The organism is Enterobacter sp. PL_is514 (genome assembly GCF_055816715.1).
Genome location: NZ_JBVPGN010000025.1, coordinates 53690 through 70679, shown reverse-complemented (window position 1 = coordinate 70679; position 16990 = coordinate 53690). Strand labels below are relative to the sequence as shown.

Annotated in this window: 14 protein-coding genes; 6 read left to right on the top strand and 8 right to left on the bottom strand. The window is 57.9% G+C overall.

The window, feature by feature from the left end; genetic code table 11:
• The first annotated feature begins 8 nt into the window (after positions 1 to 8).
• The 4 genes from AC0TNG_RS02405 to aldB all read left to right on the top strand — a co-directional run bounded on the left by AC0TNG_RS02405 (position 9) and on the right by aldB (position 5575).
• Positions 9 to 617 (top strand): glutathione S-transferase, encoded by a 609-nt coding sequence (locus tag AC0TNG_RS02405; RefSeq protein ID WP_024906598.1) that lies wholly within the window; start codon positions 9 to 11, stop codon positions 615 to 617.
• Between the two features lie 103 nt (positions 618 to 720).
• Entirely contained in the window at positions 721 to 2106 is a 1386-nt protein-coding gene (selA, locus tag AC0TNG_RS02400) for an L-seryl-tRNA(Sec) selenium transferase (RefSeq protein WP_473701902.1), read from the top strand.
• Positions 2103 to 3950 (top strand): selenocysteine-specific translation elongation factor, encoded by a 1848-nt coding sequence (gene selB, locus AC0TNG_RS02395; RefSeq protein ID WP_473701901.1) that lies wholly within the window; start codon positions 2103 to 2105, stop codon positions 3948 to 3950. The genes selA and selB overlap by 4 nt, the downstream gene beginning before the upstream one ends.
• An 86-nt stretch (positions 3951 to 4036) precedes the next feature.
• Positions 4037 to 5575 (top strand): aldehyde dehydrogenase AldB, encoded by a 1539-nt coding sequence (gene aldB, locus AC0TNG_RS02390; protein ID WP_024906595.1) that lies wholly within the window; start codon positions 4037 to 4039, stop codon positions 5573 to 5575.
• On the opposite strand, the gene AC0TNG_RS02385 is transcribed toward aldB, so the two are convergent.
• On the bottom strand, positions 5572 to 6537 hold the full coding sequence (locus tag AC0TNG_RS02385; RefSeq protein WP_071994444.1) for a LysR family transcriptional regulator: 966 nt from the start codon (positions 6535 to 6537) through the stop codon (positions 5572 to 5574). The genes aldB and AC0TNG_RS02385 overlap by 4 nt on opposite strands.
• A 117-nt stretch (positions 6538 to 6654) precedes the next feature.
• Between AC0TNG_RS02385 and AC0TNG_RS02380 the strand changes: the two genes are divergently transcribed.
• Positions 6655 to 7395, top strand: a complete 741-nt coding sequence (locus AC0TNG_RS02380; protein ID WP_024906593.1) for a MipA/OmpV family protein — start codon at positions 6655 to 6657, stop codon at positions 7393 to 7395.
• A 69-nt stretch (positions 7396 to 7464) separates the two neighbouring features.
• On the opposite strand, the gene AC0TNG_RS02375 is transcribed toward AC0TNG_RS02380, so the two are convergent.
• Together AC0TNG_RS02375 and AC0TNG_RS02370 are read right to left on the bottom strand one after the other, a co-directional pair.
• Positions 7465 to 9414, bottom strand: coding sequence for a glycoside hydrolase family 127 protein (locus AC0TNG_RS02375; protein WP_024906592.1), 1950 nt, complete (start codon positions 9412 to 9414; stop codon positions 7465 to 7467).
• Between the two features lie 10 nt (positions 9415 to 9424).
• Positions 9425 to 10825 (bottom strand): MFS transporter, encoded by a 1401-nt coding sequence (locus AC0TNG_RS02370; protein ID WP_267215382.1) that lies wholly within the window; start codon positions 10823 to 10825, stop codon positions 9425 to 9427.
• Positions 10826 to 11050: 225 nt separating this feature from the next.
• On the opposite strand from AC0TNG_RS02370, the gene AC0TNG_RS02365 reads away from it, so the two are divergent.
• Positions 11051 to 11860: a helix-turn-helix domain-containing protein gene (locus tag AC0TNG_RS02365; protein ID WP_267217738.1), complete on the top strand. Its 810-nt coding sequence runs from the start codon at positions 11051 to 11053 to the stop codon at positions 11858 to 11860.
• Here the strand turns inward: AC0TNG_RS02365 and araD are convergent, their stop codons facing one another.
• The 5 genes from araD to AC0TNG_RS02340 all read right to left on the bottom strand — a co-directional run bounded on the left by araD (position 11861) and on the right by AC0TNG_RS02340 (position 16983).
• Positions 11861 to 12556 (bottom strand): L-ribulose-5-phosphate 4-epimerase, encoded by a 696-nt coding sequence (araD, locus tag AC0TNG_RS02360; RefSeq protein WP_473712726.1) that lies wholly within the window; start codon positions 12554 to 12556, stop codon positions 11861 to 11863.
• Positions 12550 to 13410, bottom strand: a complete 861-nt coding sequence (locus tag AC0TNG_RS02355) for an L-ribulose-5-phosphate 3-epimerase (protein WP_473712725.1) — start codon at positions 13408 to 13410, stop codon at positions 12550 to 12552. The genes araD and AC0TNG_RS02355 overlap by 7 nt, the downstream gene beginning before the upstream one ends.
• Before the next feature lie 2 nt (positions 13411 to 13412).
• Positions 13413 to 14066, bottom strand: a complete 654-nt coding sequence (gene ulaD / locus AC0TNG_RS02350; protein WP_473712724.1) for a 3-keto-L-gulonate-6-phosphate decarboxylase UlaD — start codon at positions 14064 to 14066, stop codon at positions 13413 to 13415.
• On the bottom strand, positions 14063 to 15568 hold the full coding sequence (locus AC0TNG_RS02345) for an FGGY-family carbohydrate kinase (protein ID WP_473712723.1): 1506 nt from the start codon (positions 15566 to 15568) through the stop codon (positions 14063 to 14065). The genes ulaD and AC0TNG_RS02345 overlap by 4 nt, the downstream gene beginning before the upstream one ends.
• 95 nt (positions 15569 to 15663) lie before the next feature.
• Positions 15664 to 16983 (bottom strand): MFS transporter, encoded by a 1320-nt coding sequence (locus AC0TNG_RS02340; protein WP_024909052.1) that lies wholly within the window; start codon positions 16981 to 16983, stop codon positions 15664 to 15666.
• Between the last annotated feature and the right edge of the window lie 7 nt (positions 16984 to 16990).

Genomic DNA, 16990 nt, shown 5'->3' with positions numbered 1-16990 from the left:
ATCAGGCAATGAAACTCATCGGTAGCTACACCAGTCCCTTCGTGCGAAAGATCTCGATTCTCCTGCTGGAGAAGGGGATTGAATTTGAATTCGTGAATGAACAGCCCTACAACGCGGAAAACGGCGTTGCGCAGTACAACCCGCTGGGGAAAGTCCCGGCGCTGGTGACGGACGAGGGCGAATACTGGTTCGATTCCCCGATAATTGCCGAGTATATCGAGCTGCTGGGCGTTGCCCCGGCCATGCTGCCGGCTGACCCAAAAGCGGCGCTGGCAGTGAAGCAAATCGAAGCCCTGGCCGATGGCATTATGGATGCGGCGTTAACCTCCGTACGGGAACAGGCCAGACCCGCCGCCCAGCAGTCGGAAACGGAACTGTTACGCCAGCGGGAAAAAATCAGCCGCAGCCTGGACAGGTGCGAGCAGCTTATCCGGGAGGGTAAGATTCACCCCGACAGCCTGAACCTGGGGACCATCGCCATCGCCTGCGCCATCGGCTATCTCAACTTCCGCCGCGTCTCCCCGGGCTGGTGCGTCGACCGTCCGCTGCTGGTGAAACTGGCAGACACGCTGTTTAGCCGCGAGAGCTTTGCCCGTACCGAACCGCCAAAGGCTTGACGCGGGTTATAACACTTCGGCGTCGGAGGCGGTACAATCCCTCCACATGTTAACTCCCTCTCCCGTCGGGAGGGGGGAAGATATTTACTCGCCAGGCGCTTTCATGACTACTCATCATTTGCTGTACAGCCAGATCCCCGCTATCGACCGACTTCTTCGCGAGCCCCGCATTCATGCTGTTGTTGAGCGCTTCGGCCATACCGCGACGGTGGAGATGTTACGCCTGCTTCAGGACGAAGCCCGATGCGCTATTCAGTCAGAAAACGCCTTGCCCGACTGGTGCGCGGCGTGGGAGCAGGAAGTTGAACGCCGGCTGGATGAGAAAGCGCAAAGCGCGTTACGCCCGGTGATAAACCTGACCGGTACCGTACTGCATACCAACCTGGGCCGCGCGCAGCAGGCAGAAGAGGCTGTCGAGGCGGTTGTGCAGGCCATGCGAGCGCCCGTGACGCTGGAGTACGATCTGGACGGCGCCGGACGCGGGCACCGCGACCGGGCGCTGGCGGAGCTGCTGTGCCAGCTGACCGGCGCGGAAGATGCCTGCATTGTGAATAACAACGCCGCCGCGGTGCTGCTGATGCTGGCGGCCACCGCCAGCGGCAAAGAGGTGGTGGTTTCCCGCGGCGAGCTGGTGGAGATTGGCGGAGCGTTTCGTATCCCGGACGTGATGCGCCAGGCAGGCTGCACGCTACATGAAGTGGGCACCACCAATCGCACCCATGCGAAAGATTATCGCGCGGCGGTGAATGAAAATACCGCCCTGCTGATGAAGGTCCACACCAGCAATTACCATATTGAAGGCTTCACCAAAACGGTTGACGAGGCGGAGCTGGCGGAAATAGGGCGTGAGCTGGATATCCCGGTGATTGCCGATCTTGGCAGCGGCTCGCTGGTGGATCTGAGTCTTTACGGGCTGCCGAAAGAGCCGATGCCGCAGGAGATGATTGCGGCGGGCGTTAGCCTGGTCAGCTTTTCCGGCGACAAGCTGCTGGGCGGGCCGCAGGCCGGGATTATCGTCGGCAAGCGCGAGCTGATTGCGCAGCTGCAGCAGCATCCGCTCAAGCGCGCCCTGCGCGCCGATAAAATGACGCTTGCCGCGCTGGAGGCGACGCTGCGGCTCTATCTCCATCCGGAAAAACTGGCCGACCGCCTGCCCACGCTGCGCCTGTTAAGCCGCGATGCCGCCTCGATTCGCGCCCAGGCCGAACTGCTGCTGCCGCGCATTGCCCCGCACTACCCCGATTTTGACGTTCGCATTGAGCCCTGCCAGTCGCAGATTGGCAGCGGTTCGCTGCCGGTGGACAGGCTGCCGAGTGAAGCACTCACGTTCACCCCGCGTGACGGGCGCGGCAGCCATCTTGACGCCCTGTCGTCGCGCTGGCGTGGCCTGCCTGCGCCGGTTATCGGGCGGATTTACGACGGCCGAATGTGGCTGGATCTGCGCTGCCTTGAAGATGAAGAGCGATTTCTGGAGATGTTGTTGAAATGATTATTGCCACCGCCGGTCATGTCGACCACGGAAAAACCACGTTGCTGCAGGCGATTACTGGCATTAACGCCGACCGCCTGCCGGAAGAGAAAAAGCGCGGCATGACCATCGATCTTGGCTATGCCTACTGGCCCCAGCCTGATGGCCGCGTGCTGGGCTTTATAGATGTTCCGGGGCATGAAAAGTTTCTGTCCAACATGCTGGCGGGAGTGGGGGGCATCGATCATGCCCTGCTGGTGGTGGCCTGCGATGATGGCGTCATGGCGCAAACCCGTGAGCACCTGGCGATCCTACAGCTGACCGGCAACCCGCAGCTGACCGTGGCGCTGACCAAAGCCGATCGCGTGGATGACGCACGCGTCCGCGAGGTGCGCGAAACGGTCCAGGCGACCTTACGGGAGTATGGTTTTGCCGACGCGTCGCTTTTTGTCACCGTGGCGACAGAAGGGCGGGGTATCGAGGAACTTCGCCACCACTTACAGCAGCTTTCGTCGCGCAATCACGCCAGCCATCACCGCTTCCGTCTGGCAATTGACCGGGCGTTTACCGTCAAAGGCGCGGGTCTGGTGGTTACCGGCACGGCGCTGAGTGGTGAAGTCAGCGTGGGAGATTCGCTCTGGCTGACGGGCGTGAACAAACCGATGCGCGTGCGCGGGCTGCACGCGCAAAACCAGCCCGCTGAACGTGCCCGTGCCGGACAGCGTATCGCGCTGAACATTGCCGGGGATGCGGAAAAAGAGCAGCTTAATCGCGGAGACTGGCTGCTGGCCGATGCCCCGCCGGAACCGTCTGAACGCGTGATTGTCTCCCTGCAGACACACATGCCGCTGACCCAGTGGCAGCCGCTGCATATTCACCACGCGGCCAGCCATATCACCGGGCGCGTGTCGCTGCTGGAAAACGACCTTGCCGAACTGGTATTCGATTCCCCGCTCTGGCTGGCAGACAACGATCGTCTGGTACTGCGTGATATTTCCGCGCGGGAAACGCTGGCCGGGGCGCGGGTCGTCGCGCTGAATCCACCGCGACGCGGCAAGCGTAAACCTGAATATCTGCAGTGGCTGGCCGCGCTGGCGCTGGCCAGCGATGATAACGCCGCGCTGCGGGTACATCTCGATCGCGGCGCGGTAAGTCTGCGTGATTTTGCATGGGCACGCCAGCTGAGCGAGGAAGGCCTAATCCAGCTGACCCGGCAGCCGGGCTTTATTCAGGCTGGAAACAGTCTGCTTAATGCCCCGGTTGCGGCACACTGGCAGCGTAAGATATTGAATACGCTGGCGACGTACCATGAACAGCATCAGGACGAGCCAGGCCCGGGCCGTGAGCGTCTGCGACGCATGGCGTTGCCGATGGAAGACGACGCGCTGGTGCTGCTGCTGATTGAAAACATGCGCGAAAGCGGGGTGATTAAAAGCCACCACGGCTGGCTGCATCTGCCGGATCACAAGGCCGGGTTCACCGCAGAGCAAGAGGCGATATGGCAAAAAGTCGCCACGCTGTTTGGTGATGAGCCGTGGTGGGTTCGCGATCTGGCTCGCGAAACCAACACCGATGAACAGGTGATGCGTCAGGTATTGCGCCATGCGGCGCAGCAGGGACTGATAGTCGCGATCGTGAAAGATCGTTATTACCGTAACGATCGCATTGTGGCGTTTGCCAACCTGATCCGCGAGCTGGATCAGGCGCGGGGCTCCACCTGCGCGGCCGATTTCCGCGACCGGCTGAACGTGGGCCGCAAGCTGGCGATTCAGATCCTGGAGTATTTCAACCGCATCGGCTTTACCCGCCGTCGCGGTAACGATCATTTATTGCGAGATTCGTTGCTATTTCCTGAAACTCCGTGACCTCCGTCGTAAACACCGTTACCGGCTGGCGAGAAAATCGCCAGCCGGAACTACCCTTGTTGTACACCAACAGCAAGGAGACGGTCATGACAAACAATCCTCCCTCATCGCGTATCCAGCCCGGCGAGTATGGTTTTCCCCTCAAGCTGAAGCCCCGTTATGACAACTTTATTGGCGGCGACTGGGTCGCTCCCGTCGACGGCGAATACTATTCCAACCTGACCCCGGTTACCGGCCAGCCGCTGTGTGAGATTGCCAGCTCCGGCAAGCGCGATATCGACCTGGCGCTGGATGCGGCGCACAAAGCGAAAGAGAAATGGGCTCATACCTCCGTTCAGGACCGCGCGGCCATTTTGTTCAAAATCGCCGACCGGATGGAGCAAAATCTTGAGCTGCTGGCGACGGCGGAAACCTGGGATAACGGCAAGCCTATCCGCGAAACGATGGCGGCTGACGTGCCGCTGGCCATCGACCACTTCCGCTATTTTGCCTCCTGTATTCGCGCTCAGGAGGGTGGAATAAGCGAGGTAGACAGCGACACCGTGGCGTATCACTTCCACGAGCCGCTGGGCGTCGTCGGGCAAATTATTCCGTGGAACTTCCCGCTACTGATGGCGAGCTGGAAAATGGCGCCCGCGCTGGCGGCCGGGAACTGTATTGTGCTGAAACCGGCGCGTCTGACGCCGCTCTCGGTGCTGCTGCTGATGGAAATCGTTGGCGATCTTCTGCCGCCGGGCGTGATTAACGTGGTCAACGGTGCTGGCGGTGAGATAGGGGAATATCTGGCGACCTCGAAACGGATCGCTAAAGTGGCGTTTACCGGGTCGACGGAAGTGGGCCAGCAGATCATGCAGTACGCTACGCAAAACATCATTCCGGTGACCCTGGAGCTGGGCGGGAAATCCCCGAACATCTTCTTCGCGGACGTGATGGAGGAAGAGGATGCCTTCTTCGATAAAGCCCTGGAAGGGTTTGCGCTGTTTGCGTTTAACCAGGGCGAAGTCTGCACCTGCCCAAGCCGCGCGCTGGTGCAGGAGTCCATCTATGAGCGCTTTATGGAGCGGGCCATTCGCCGCGTTGAGTCTATCCGCAGCGGTAATCCGCTCGATAACGTCACGCAGATGGGCGCGCAGGTTTCACACGGACAGCTGGAGACTATCCTCAACTACATCGACATCGGCAAGAAAGAAGGGGCGGATATTCTGACCGGCGGACGCCGTAAAGTGCTGGGAGGAGATCTGCAGGAAGGGTATTACCTTGAGCCGACGATCCTCTTCGGTCAGAACAACATGCGCGTCTTCCAGGAGGAAATTTTCGGACCGGTGCTGGCCGTGACCACCTTTAAAACGATGGAGGAGGCGCTGGAGATTGCCAACGACACGCCGTATGGCCTGGGGGCAGGCGTCTGGAGCCGCAACGGTAATCTGGCCTATAAAATGGGCCGCGGCATTCAGGCCGGGCGCGTCTGGACCAACTGCTACCACGCCTATCCGGCGCACGCGGCCTTTGGCGGTTATAAGCAGTCGGGCATCGGGCGTGAAACCCACAAGATGATGCTGGAGCATTACCAGCAGACGAAATGTTTGCTGGTCAGCTACTCCGATAAACCGCTGGGGCTGTTCTAATCGCCCAGCTCAGGCCGTCCATGGGCGGCCTGAGCAATTTGCTGGCGCAGGCAGTTCAGAACGCCGTCCAGGACGTATTGCACACGCCAGGGCTGGTATTCACGTTTGCGGAAGATGGCCGTCAGATCGAGCCACCACTCCTCCTGATGCGGGAAGCAGGGGACCAGCATCCCCCGCGTTAATTCTTTCTTCAGACTCTCTTTGGGTGCAAAAACAATCCCAAGATTATTTCTTGCCAGCTCCAGGGCCGTCTGCGTATTGTCGCAAATATAATTACCGGTCACCCGGTAGTCGTGCACGTTATCACTGCCGTGCACGCGGAAACGCCAGATGTTCGCATCATCGACCAGCATGGAATCAATAAGAATGCAGGAGTGATTAATTAAATCTTCAGGTCCCGTTAAGGGATGTTTATTTAAATACTCTACGGTTGCGAATGCCGTAACGGAATATTTTGTCAACACGCTGGCGACCAGGCTTTCGTCTTTCGGTTGCGCATAGGTAATTAAAATATCGCAGTCATCAGGAAAGGAAACGCCTTCTGAAAATTCATTCCGGTCCAGATTGTAGGTTTTCAGGGAGATGCGAATGTCACCGATGTCTTCTATCTGATGGATCACGTGGCGCGCGAGATAGGTCACGATACCTGTGGGGGCATAGATTGTGACCTTTCCGCGCTTTTCATGCTTATAATCAGCAATGAAATTAACGAGTTGACTGTTCTTATCCAGCGTGGCATTAACGTAAGGGAGTAACGCTTCACCAAACTGGGTCAGGGCCAGCTGGCGCGTGGTGCGCTCAAACACCTTCAGTCCAACCCGCGTTTCAAAATCAGACAGATATTTACTGACGTTGGCCTGCGCCATGCCCAGCAGGGCCGCGGCATCACCAATGCTGTGGGTGGCTGCGATGACGGATATAATTTTTAATTCGCGTGGCTTTAGCTGTAATTTATTCATCATGCGCACCCATCTATATGATTTTATATATAATATTATATAAACCGCAGCGTTGCATTGGCAAATTTGTAACCATTATTATGCGCCTCGCTTGTTTGGCATTTTAATGGATTACATGTAATGACTATTAAATACAATTTACTCATCGCTGCCACGTTATTTGCAACATCCTCAGCAATGGCCGGTGACTTTTCACTTGGAGCGGGGGCTGTATTTAATGAGTCTCCTTACAAAGGCTATAACGAAAATACTACCGCAGTACCGTTAATAAGCTATGAAGGCGATCGTTTCTATGTTCGTCAGACCACTGGCGGATGGATCCTGTGGAAAGACGCAAAAAATGAATTCAGTCTGACAGCGTCGTGGATGCCGCTGCATTTCGATCCTGATGACAACGACGACCATCAGATGAAGCAGCTGGATGAGCGTAAAGCGTCTGCCTTCCTCGGCGGCGCGTACTACCGCCATGAGAGCTGGGGTTCGCTCAAAGTGGCGGTCTCTGGTGATGCCATGGATGAAAGCGGTGGCGTGATCGGCGAGGTATCTTACTTCCGTCCAATCAGGATGGAGCGCCTGACCCTGACGCCTTCTGTTGGTGTGTTCTACAGCGACGAAAGCTATAACGACTACTACTATGGCGTATCCGGCAGCGAGTCTCGCCGCTCAGGACTGGATCAATACACCGCTGGTGACAGCTGGACGCCATACGTTGGGCTGGCGGCTAAATATCAGTTAACCCAGAAGCTGTACCTCAACGCCAGCGCGGTCTACACCGTGTTGCCTGACGACGTGAAGAACAGCCCGATGATCGACCGCGACGACAGCTTCGCGCTGATGACCGGCCTGACCTGGCGTTTCTGATGGGGTAAAGCCTGTTTACTCCCTCTCCCGTGGGAGAGGGATGGGGTGAGGGCAACAGGCCGCAGAAATTCAACCTTCATCCACCCAGATCCGCATTTCTCCTTCTCCCCGGTTAGCCCAGCTAAACCAGGGAATAAAGGTCAGCGTGCGGGGCTGACGTTGTACCGGCGAGCGATCGTACTGCCACAGCGCATCCGTGTCCTCCACGTGACACCCAATCCCCTCTGCCTGTACTAGCATCTTGTGCGCGAAAATCCCTTTCCCTTCAAAGACCCTGAACTCGCTGTTTTCAGGCAGAGAAAGGTGATGCAGATTGGCGCCGTTATCGGCCTCTTCCAGGCAATAAACCAGAGGTCCGCGTTGTAGGGCGACTTTCCCCGCCTGCTGGCGGACCTGTGGGTTGCCATACACACGGCGAACCGGCATAGGTAACGTTAGCGTAATGTCGTCACCCTCCTGCCAGCTGCGGGTGAGATAAAGGTATCCACGGGAGATCTCGCCCGTTACCGCTTCTCCATTTAATGAAACGTCAGGCGCGGCACACCAGTCTGGCAGCCTCAGGGCTAGCGTATGCGTGACGGGAACAGGCGAGGTAATGTCGATTTTTACCTGTTCATGCCACGGATAGTTACCGCTAATTCGCAGCGCCAGGGTTTCGTCTCCAACCGGTATGGCAACATCGTTGCCCACGTAAAGGTTAATAAAAAGCGCATCCTGGCGGACGGTATAAATGTAGTGCCCCAGTGACGTCAGCACGCGGGCGATATTCGGCGGGCAGCAGGCGCAGCCAAACCAGCGCTGGCGGACGGGCTTCACGTGATCGTAGATATGGTTGAACGCCAGGGTTTTCGGATGGACTTCCAGCGGGTTCACATAGAAGAAATGCTTACCATCCAGCGCCATTCCACCCAGTACCGTGTTGTATAGCGCGCGCTCCATTACGTCGGCGTAGTGGCCGTCGGCCTCCATCTCCAGCATCCGGCGGGCAAACATCATCAGGCCGATGGAGGCGCAGCTTTCGGCATACACCGTATCGTTGGGCAGATCGTAATCGCTGCTGAACGCCTCGCCGCTGCTTTGTGAGCCGATTCCACCGGTAATATACAGCTGGCGCTGCGCCATGTTTTTCCACAGCCGCAGACAGTCCTGTCGTTTACCCTCGTCATGACTCAGGCGCGCCAGATGCGCCATGCCCGCCATCAGATAGACAAAACGCACCGCATGGCCGACGGCCGTTTGTTGTTCCGAAAGCGGCTGATGCGCCTGGCTGTAGGCTTTGTCTTTGACCATCCAGGCCGGGCCATAGGTGTTCCAGTACGACGTTCTGCCGCGCTTCTCGTATTCGATATCGTAGAAGTGAGGCTGAACGCCGCGTTGCTCGATGAAATATTTCACCAGAGTGAGATAGCGGGGCTCCTGCGTGATGTCGTAAAGCCGCATCAGCGCCAGTTCGATTTCCGGATGGCCCGGATAACCGTGTAGCTGGTTCTCGCCGGGGCCAAACACGCTGTCGATATGGTCTGCCAGCCTGCACACCACCTCCAGCAGACGGCGTTTTCCGGTGCCCTGAAAATACGCTACGCCCGCTTCTATCATATGTCCGGCACAGTACAGCTCGTGACACTCGGCCAGATTCGTCCAGCGTTCGCCCGGTGCCTTTACCGTGAAGTACGTGTTGAGATAACCGTCTTCACACTGCGCCGCAGCGACCAGCTCAATCACCTCGTCGGCGGTTTTCTCCAGTTCAGCATCAGGCTTCTGGCACAGCGACCACGCCACGGCTTCCAGCCATTTCGCCACGTCGCTGTCCTGAAATACCATGCCGTAGAATTCACCCTGTTCCAGACCCGCCGCAATGCGGAAGTTGGTGATGGCGTGGCTGGGTTCGGCTTCCGTCACGCGGTCGTTTAGCGCATCCCACTGGTAGGGGATCACCACCTCACGTACCAGACGTTGATACTGCCCGAGAAACGGGTCGTTAATTTTCAGTTTATGCAGATTGGCTTCCATTATGGACATCGTGTTCTCCTCAGGAGGGTACGTGACGCTGGCGCAGGTTGGTAGCAATGCGCGACATCATAGGGTTGTTGAGTCTGCACCAGCGGATAGAGACGGCCAGCAGCAGATGGAAAAGGGCGGGGAGCAGCGTCTCCATGGCGGTGATGCCCTGCAGCGAAGCAGGCGTCTGGTTGCCCGCACCGGGCTGGTAGGCCACGGCGATAAACACAAGGCTGATGATCCCGGCGCTGGAGGCCCACGCGAGCTTGATGAAAAACAGGTTGAAGGCGAAGTTCATGCCCGACGAACGCACCCCGGTTTTCCACTCGCCATAGTCGTCGGCAAAGGCCATCAGCGAGAAGTGCAGCGGCAGGGTAAACCCGAGAATGACGCCGTTGCTCAAAATGACGATTAGCCACAGCGTCTGGTGCGCCGGGCCGCCAGGCAGGAACCACATTCCCACCGCGAGCGCGGCGAGCGCCAGGTTGGTGTAGTAATAGAGTTTGACGGTATCAATACGGCGCGACAGCGGGCTGACGATGACCGCCCCCAGAATGGCCGCAAAGGTCACCATGGTGAAAAACAGCGAGGTATAGGCGGTACTGCCCTGCAGCACATATGTGATGAAGTACATATACCCGCCGCCGCGAATGTTGAAGACGTTAATCAGCAGAAATGACATCACCAGCATCAGCAGCAGCTGATCGTTTTTACGCAGACCGGCCAGATGCTCGCGCAGGGTAAATTTCCCCATCAGCGCCAGCGGAACACGCTCGCGTACCCAGAAGAAGCAGCACAGGAACATCACCACCGCGATGGCGCACAGCACCCCGACGCCAAGCTGATACCCTTTCGCGGCATCTCCCTGGCCTAACTCCGCGACCAGCCACGGCAGGCCCACGGAGACCAAAAACCCCGCCACGCCGCAGAGCACAAAGCGCCATGACTGGCAGGAGATCACCTCATTGTGACGGGTGGTCATGGTGTTAATCAGCGCGCAGTAGGGAACGTTGATGGCGGTATAGCCGACGGACAGCAGCAGATAGGTCCCGAATGCCCAGGCGATTTTCACGCCCATGCTGGCTTCCGGAACGGTGAAGGTCAGCACGCCGATAACTCCGATCGGGAAGGCGACCCACAGCTGCCACGGACGAAAGCGCCCCCAGCGGCTTTGCGTGCGGTCGGCAATAATGCCCATTACCGGGTCGGAAATGGCGTCAAATACGCGCAAGGCAATAAACAACGTGCCCACGAGCGCAGGGGTCAGGCCAAAGACATCAGTATAGAAAAAGGTCAGAAAATTCATGATCAGGCAGGTAATCACCGTCCCGCCCGCGTCGCCCAGGCCGTAGCCAATTTTTTCGCGCACGGACAAGTGGCTATCTGTTGCCCCTTGTGTCACGTCTGATTCTGTAATCGGTGTGGAAGTCATGAAGTAACTCCTCGGTAATCGAATTTATTATCGTATTTGTGCAAGGTACACATTTATTCTGCACCGAACGGAAAGGCCAACAAGGGAAGGGAAAAGTATAAAAAGATGACGATTCCGACCTGATGATAAAAATGTGATTCCGATCGGACAGTTATTCGAATATTGATTAATAATCAAAGCGTAAGTTGAATATCAACGGCAATAAAAGCGGAATGGTGAATATCCATGCTTGAATTATCCATAGCGCTTCCGATTAAGGTCCAAAATGGCGGGTTATTTATCTCCCGGGGCGTGGGCCGCCACCCTGCGCGAAAATTAACGTCGTGGGAGATTATTTTTGTCGAAAAAGGGACATTAACGATTCAGGAAGAAAACACGTTATTTGAGGTAAAAGCAGGAGAGAGTTTGCTGCTTTGGCCAGACCGTCGCCATGTGGGCGTGGGCGACTTTCCGGCCGATCTTAAATTTTACTGGCTGCATTTTGAGGTTGAACATCATCCGCACCGGTTGCCCAATCTGGCAATCGAACAACACTGCCGCGTGAGAGATGCACAGTATGTAATTTCTCTATTTCGCCAGTTCCTGAGCGAGCAGGAAAAATTACAGCGAAGCGTGGCGCTGGAAATCATTTTATTACTGATTTTGCAGCAAATTTCTATTTCATCAGGCTATGAAGATAACGCAGATGAAGCCGGTGCGGCAATGGCGTGGAAGGCGAAACAGCTTATTCGCACGCAGTTTCATTTACCGCTTTCTACCTCGCAGCTGGCAAAAGCGTTGCACTGCAATGCCGATTATCTCGGACGTGTGTTTCGCCGGACGTTCCATTTAACCCTGACGGAGGCGATACATCGCCAGCGCGTCAGGGCGGCGGAAAAGCTGTTGCTGGATGATTCTGCCTCGCTTACCGAAGTGGCAACCCGCTGCGGCTTTAATGACGTGGGCTATTTTCGGCAGATCTTTTCGAAGCACACCGGGCTAACACCCGCCGTCTGGAAACGGCGGTACTGTAAAGAGCATATCAATTCCGGATGATCACTGCCCGTAATAGGCATTCACACCGTGCTTGCGCAGATAATGCTTGTCGAGCAACTCCTGCTGCATAACCGGAAGCTGTGGCGCGAGCTGGCGAGAGAACAGGCCCATATAGGCGCACTCTTCCAGCACGACGGCATTATGGACCGCATCGGCAGCGTCTTTACCCCAGGCAAACGGGCCGTGGGAGTGGACCAGCACCGCCGGGACCTGCATCGGGCTGAGATCGCGCTCCTCGAAGGTTTTAATGATCACTTCACCCGTCTGGTATTCGTATTCTCCGGCAATCTCTGCCGCGGTCATCAGGCGCGTGCAGGGGATCGCCCCGTAGAAATAGTCCGCGTGCGTTGTGCCCCAGGCGGGTAAATCCTGTCCTGCCTGCGACCAGATGGTGGCGTGGCGGGAGTGGGTATGCACGATGCCGCCAATCTCCGGGTAACGGCGGTACAGCGCAAGATGGGTGGGCGTGTCTGAAGAGGGTTTTTTATTTCCCTCGATCACTTCGCCGGTAGCGATATTCACCACCACCATATCCTCCGCCGTCATCACGTCGTACTCCACGCCGGAGGGCTTAATCACCATCATGCCGCTTTCACGGTCAACCGCGCTGACGTTGCCCCAGGTGAACGTCACCAGTTGGTGGGCGGGCAGCGCCAGATTTGCTGCCAGTACCTCGGCTTTGAGTTCGTCTAGCATGTCATGCCTCCTTCCTGCATACGGGCTTCAATCCAGCGGCGCGCCTGGATAATCTCCAGCACCGGCTCTTTTGCTTTTTCAGTCCACATCTCAATCAGAAACGCGCCGCGATAGTTCAGTTGATTCAGCGTGTTAAAGACGCCAACGAAATCGACGCAGCCTTCACCAAACGGCACGTCGCGGAACTGTCCGGGGCTTTGCGCGGTGACGGGCTGGGTGTCTTTCAGGTGAATAGCCGCAATGCGGTCAATGCCCAGCGTCAGCTCGGCGGTGACGTCGTTGCCCCACGCGCTCAGGTTGCCAACGTCCGGATAAACGCTGAACCACGGCGAGGCGAGCATGTCGTCCCACTTTTTCCATTTGCTGATGGAGTTCATAAACGCGGTATCCATGATCTCTACCGCCAGCATCACCTGCGCGGCGGCGGCCTGCTCTACCGCCCACGTCAGCCCGTCGGCAAAGCGCTGCTGCGTGCCTTCGTCGTGCTCTTCGTAGTACACGTCATAACCCGCGAGCTGAATGGTGCGAATGCCTAAGTCACGCGCCAGCCTGATGGCTTTGATCATGATCTCGCGAGCGCGTTGGCGCACGGTTTCATCGCGGCTGCCAAACGGGAAGCGCCGGTGGGCAGACAGGCACATGGACGGGATAGACACCCCGGTTTCCAGCATTGCTTCAACCAGAGAGGCACGCTGCGCGGTGCGCCAGTCGAGGCGTGATAATCGCTCGTCGGTTTCATCGACAGACATCTCGACAAAATCGAACCCGCAGCTTTTCGCCAGTACCAGCCGCTCGGGCCAGGAGAGATCTTTTGGCAGCGCTTTTTCGTAAATCCCTAACGGATGCTGACGCATGGTTACGCTCCCCAGATGTCGCGAATGTGCGAATGGAATGCCTGCGCCACCTGCGGCGGATTTTCTGCTCCAGCCAGCGCGCGCCCGGCAATAAAGGCTTTAACGTTGATCTGCTTAAACAGCGGCAGGTCGGCGGGGGTGATGCCGCCGGTAATCGAAAGCTGTAAACCGATGTCGGAGAGCGCTTTCATTTTCGCGAGATCCGCTTCGCCCCACTGCTGACCGCTCGCCTGTGCGTCGCGCCCGCGGTGGTAGATTGCCTGTTTCACGCCGACGCGATGCCACGCGCGCGCGTCGTCCAGCGTCCAGTTACCAAAGAGCTCCATCTGGATTTCACCTCCGCAGCGCAGGGCCACCTCGTGGCCTCGTTCAACTGTGGCCAGCGGGGCGGCACAGATGATGGTCATCCAGTTCGCGCCCGCGCCAAACGCCTGTTCTGCCAGCGTTTCTCCGGCGTCGGCCACTTTCCAGTCCGCAACGATGATTTTATCCGGGCACTGCTGACGCAGGGCGCGCACGGCGTTCAGTCCTTCGGTCAGGCACAAAATGGTGCCCGCTTCGACGATATCGACGTGATCGGCAAGCGTCGCGACGTCACGCTGCGCGGCCTGAAGAGAGGTATGGTCGAGCGCCAGCTGCAGTAATGGTCGGCTCATAGGTTGTTCTCCTTAACTCGGGCGTGATAGCCCTGTAGTGCTGAAATCAGTAGCTGATAGCGGTGATACTTGCGCTGATAGGCCGCATGGGCGCGCATGTCGGGCTCGATGACCCGGATGTCATGTTTGAGTGCACGCTGCGCTGAGTGGAAGTCGGTGAACACACCGGTACCCACCATCGCCGCCAGCGCCGCGCCGGAGCAGCCGGTCTCTTCCACCTGCGGCAGCTCAATGGCCAGCCCGCTGACGTCCGCGAGCATTTGCATCCATACGTCCGAATGGGTTGGGCCACCCGTCACGCGCAGGGCATGAACGTGAATAAAGCGTTCGAGCATGCGGTTGAGGTGGGTCATGTGGCTGAACACCACGCCCTCATAAACCGCCTGTAGCAGGTGCGCGCGGGTGTGTAGCGCCTGCATCCCGTAGAAGCCGCTGGTCATCTCCAGCCCGGCGTTGCTGCCGTAGAGGAACGGCAGGAAGTACACATCGCTTTCGGCTTTCGGCAGGCTGGCGACGGCGTGGTTGATCTCGCTGAACGACATGTCACCCCACTGTGCGGTGAGCCACTCAAGGTTGCCGGACGAGGTGGGGCTGGCTTCGTGAACGATATACTGCTGCGGGTGCACGTAGCGGCCATAGACGTACGGGAAGGGTTCGCTGTCGCGAAGCGTACTGGCGATACCGCTGGTGACGGCCCAGGTGCCCAGCACGGCGTTCAGCGTGTGCTCGTCCTGCAGTCCGGCGCAGAGCGCGGTGGAAACCACATCAAACAGTCCACCCACGACGGGCGTGCCCGCCGCGAGACCGGTAAGGTCGGCTGCCTGAGCGGTGATTTCCCCGCAGATTTCTGCTGAACCGACAATCGGCGGCAGGGCGCCGTCAATCTCGCTGATGCCGAGCCAGCGCGTAAGCTGTGGGTCGTATTTCCCGGTATTCATGTTGTAGAGATTGGACTCGGAGATGTTGCTCTCTTCGCAGCCCTTCACGCCGGTCAGGCACCAGCGCAGATAGTCGTGCGCCATCATTACGCTACCAATCTGCTGATAGCGCTGCGGCTCATTCTCTTTGACCCAGCGCAGAAGCGAGGCCGGGTGCCCGGTCCACAGCGTCTGGCGCGTATGCGGGTAGAGTTTTTCGGGAATGCCATCCTGCTGCCAGCGCTGCACAATCTCCAGCGCACGGCGGTCAGAGGAGAGTATGGCGTTACCCAGCGGTTGGTCCTGTTTATCGAGCAGAAACAGTCCCTTGCCTTGAGCAGAAATGCCGACGCCTTTAATCCGGTTGCCGTTTACGCCTGAATGTTTGAGCAGCGTGGCGACGGTAGCGTGGCAGTGCTGCCACAACTCATGCATATCCCGCTCGGCGTAGCCCGCTCGCGGGCTGAGCGTGGCAACGGAGCGACGTTCGATACAGACTTCCTTGCCCTGGCTGTTGTATAAACCGGCTTTCAGATAAGTACCGCCACAATCGATACCCAGCCAGAAGGGCTCTTTTTCACTCATCTTCATCTCACTTATTCGCCGGGTGGCGCTTCGCTTACCCGACCTACGGTTCGGTTTTCTCCCTCTCCCCGTGGGAGAGGGCTGGGGTGAGGGCATCAGGCCGCACGTTTATGCGGAGTCACCGTGGGATTGGGCTCTGCGCCGGCATCGCATTTCGCCGGTAACAGCAGAGCCAACAGCGACGCCAGGGCGAGTGAAACGGCCAGGCAGTAAACGCCGGCATCTTTGCTGTACAGGGTGATAAGCACCCCAACCGCATACGGGCCACAGAAGCCACCGAGGTTGCCCAGGGCGTTGATCACGCCTCGCGCGCCGCCCGCCATCTCTGCGCTGAACAGTCGCGCCGGAATGGTCCAGAACACGCCCGCGGCGGATTGCAGGAAGAACCCGCAGCCCACCAGTGCGGCATAGGCCAGCCAGGTACTCTCTTTCAGCGCCACGGAGAGGAACATGCAGAGCGCGAAGCCAATCAACGGCAGGGAGACAAACAGCTTGCGCTTGCCGGTGCGGTCAGAGAGCGTGGAGAACAGGAACATGCCCGCAATGGCCCCGATGTAAGGCAGGATGGCGAGCATGCCCACCTGACCAATGCTGGTGTGCGTCAGCTCTTTCAGGATGGTCGGCAGCCAGAGCGTGTAGCCGTAAATCCCGGTCTGATAGAAGAAGTTCAGGGCGATCAGTTGCCACATGGTTTTGTCGGACAGCACTGCGCCGAGCGACGCGTTTTTCACCTCTTTGCCAGCGATGGCCTGCTGTTCAGCCGCCAGCGTTTGCACCAGATAGTTTTTCTCCGCCTCTGAAATCCAGCGCGCTTCCTGCGGCCGGTCGTACACGGTGAACGCCCACAGCACCAGCACAACGACGGACATTAAACCTTCAATAATGAACAGCCAGCGCCAGTCGAGCGCGGTGATGATCCAGCCCGACAGCGGGGCGGTGATGATCCCGGCGATGGGCACGAACATGATTACAATCGCGTTGGCGCGACCGCGCTCGGCGTCCGGGAACCAGTTGCTGATCATGGTGAGCACAACGGGCAGCATCCCGCCTTCCGCCACGCCGAGTAAGAAGCGCAGCACCAGCAGCTGATACTGATTCGTCACGAGACCCGTAAGCACAGAGATCACCGCCCAGGCAACCAGCGACCAGCCGATAAACTTCTTGCCGCTGCCGTGCACGGCAATCTTGCCGCCGGGAACCTGCAGGAACAGATAGCCGATAAAGAAGATCCCGCCCGCCAGGCCTGCCATTGTTGCGGTAATACCTAATTCTTCATCCATACCACCCGGCATCGCAAATGCGATATTCACGCGGTCCATATATGAAATAATGCAGGCGATAAGAATGGGAGGAATGATTCTTAGCCAGCGCTGGCGCGGAATGTCCGCATGTAGAGCATGAGTAGAAATATTCATAGTTAAT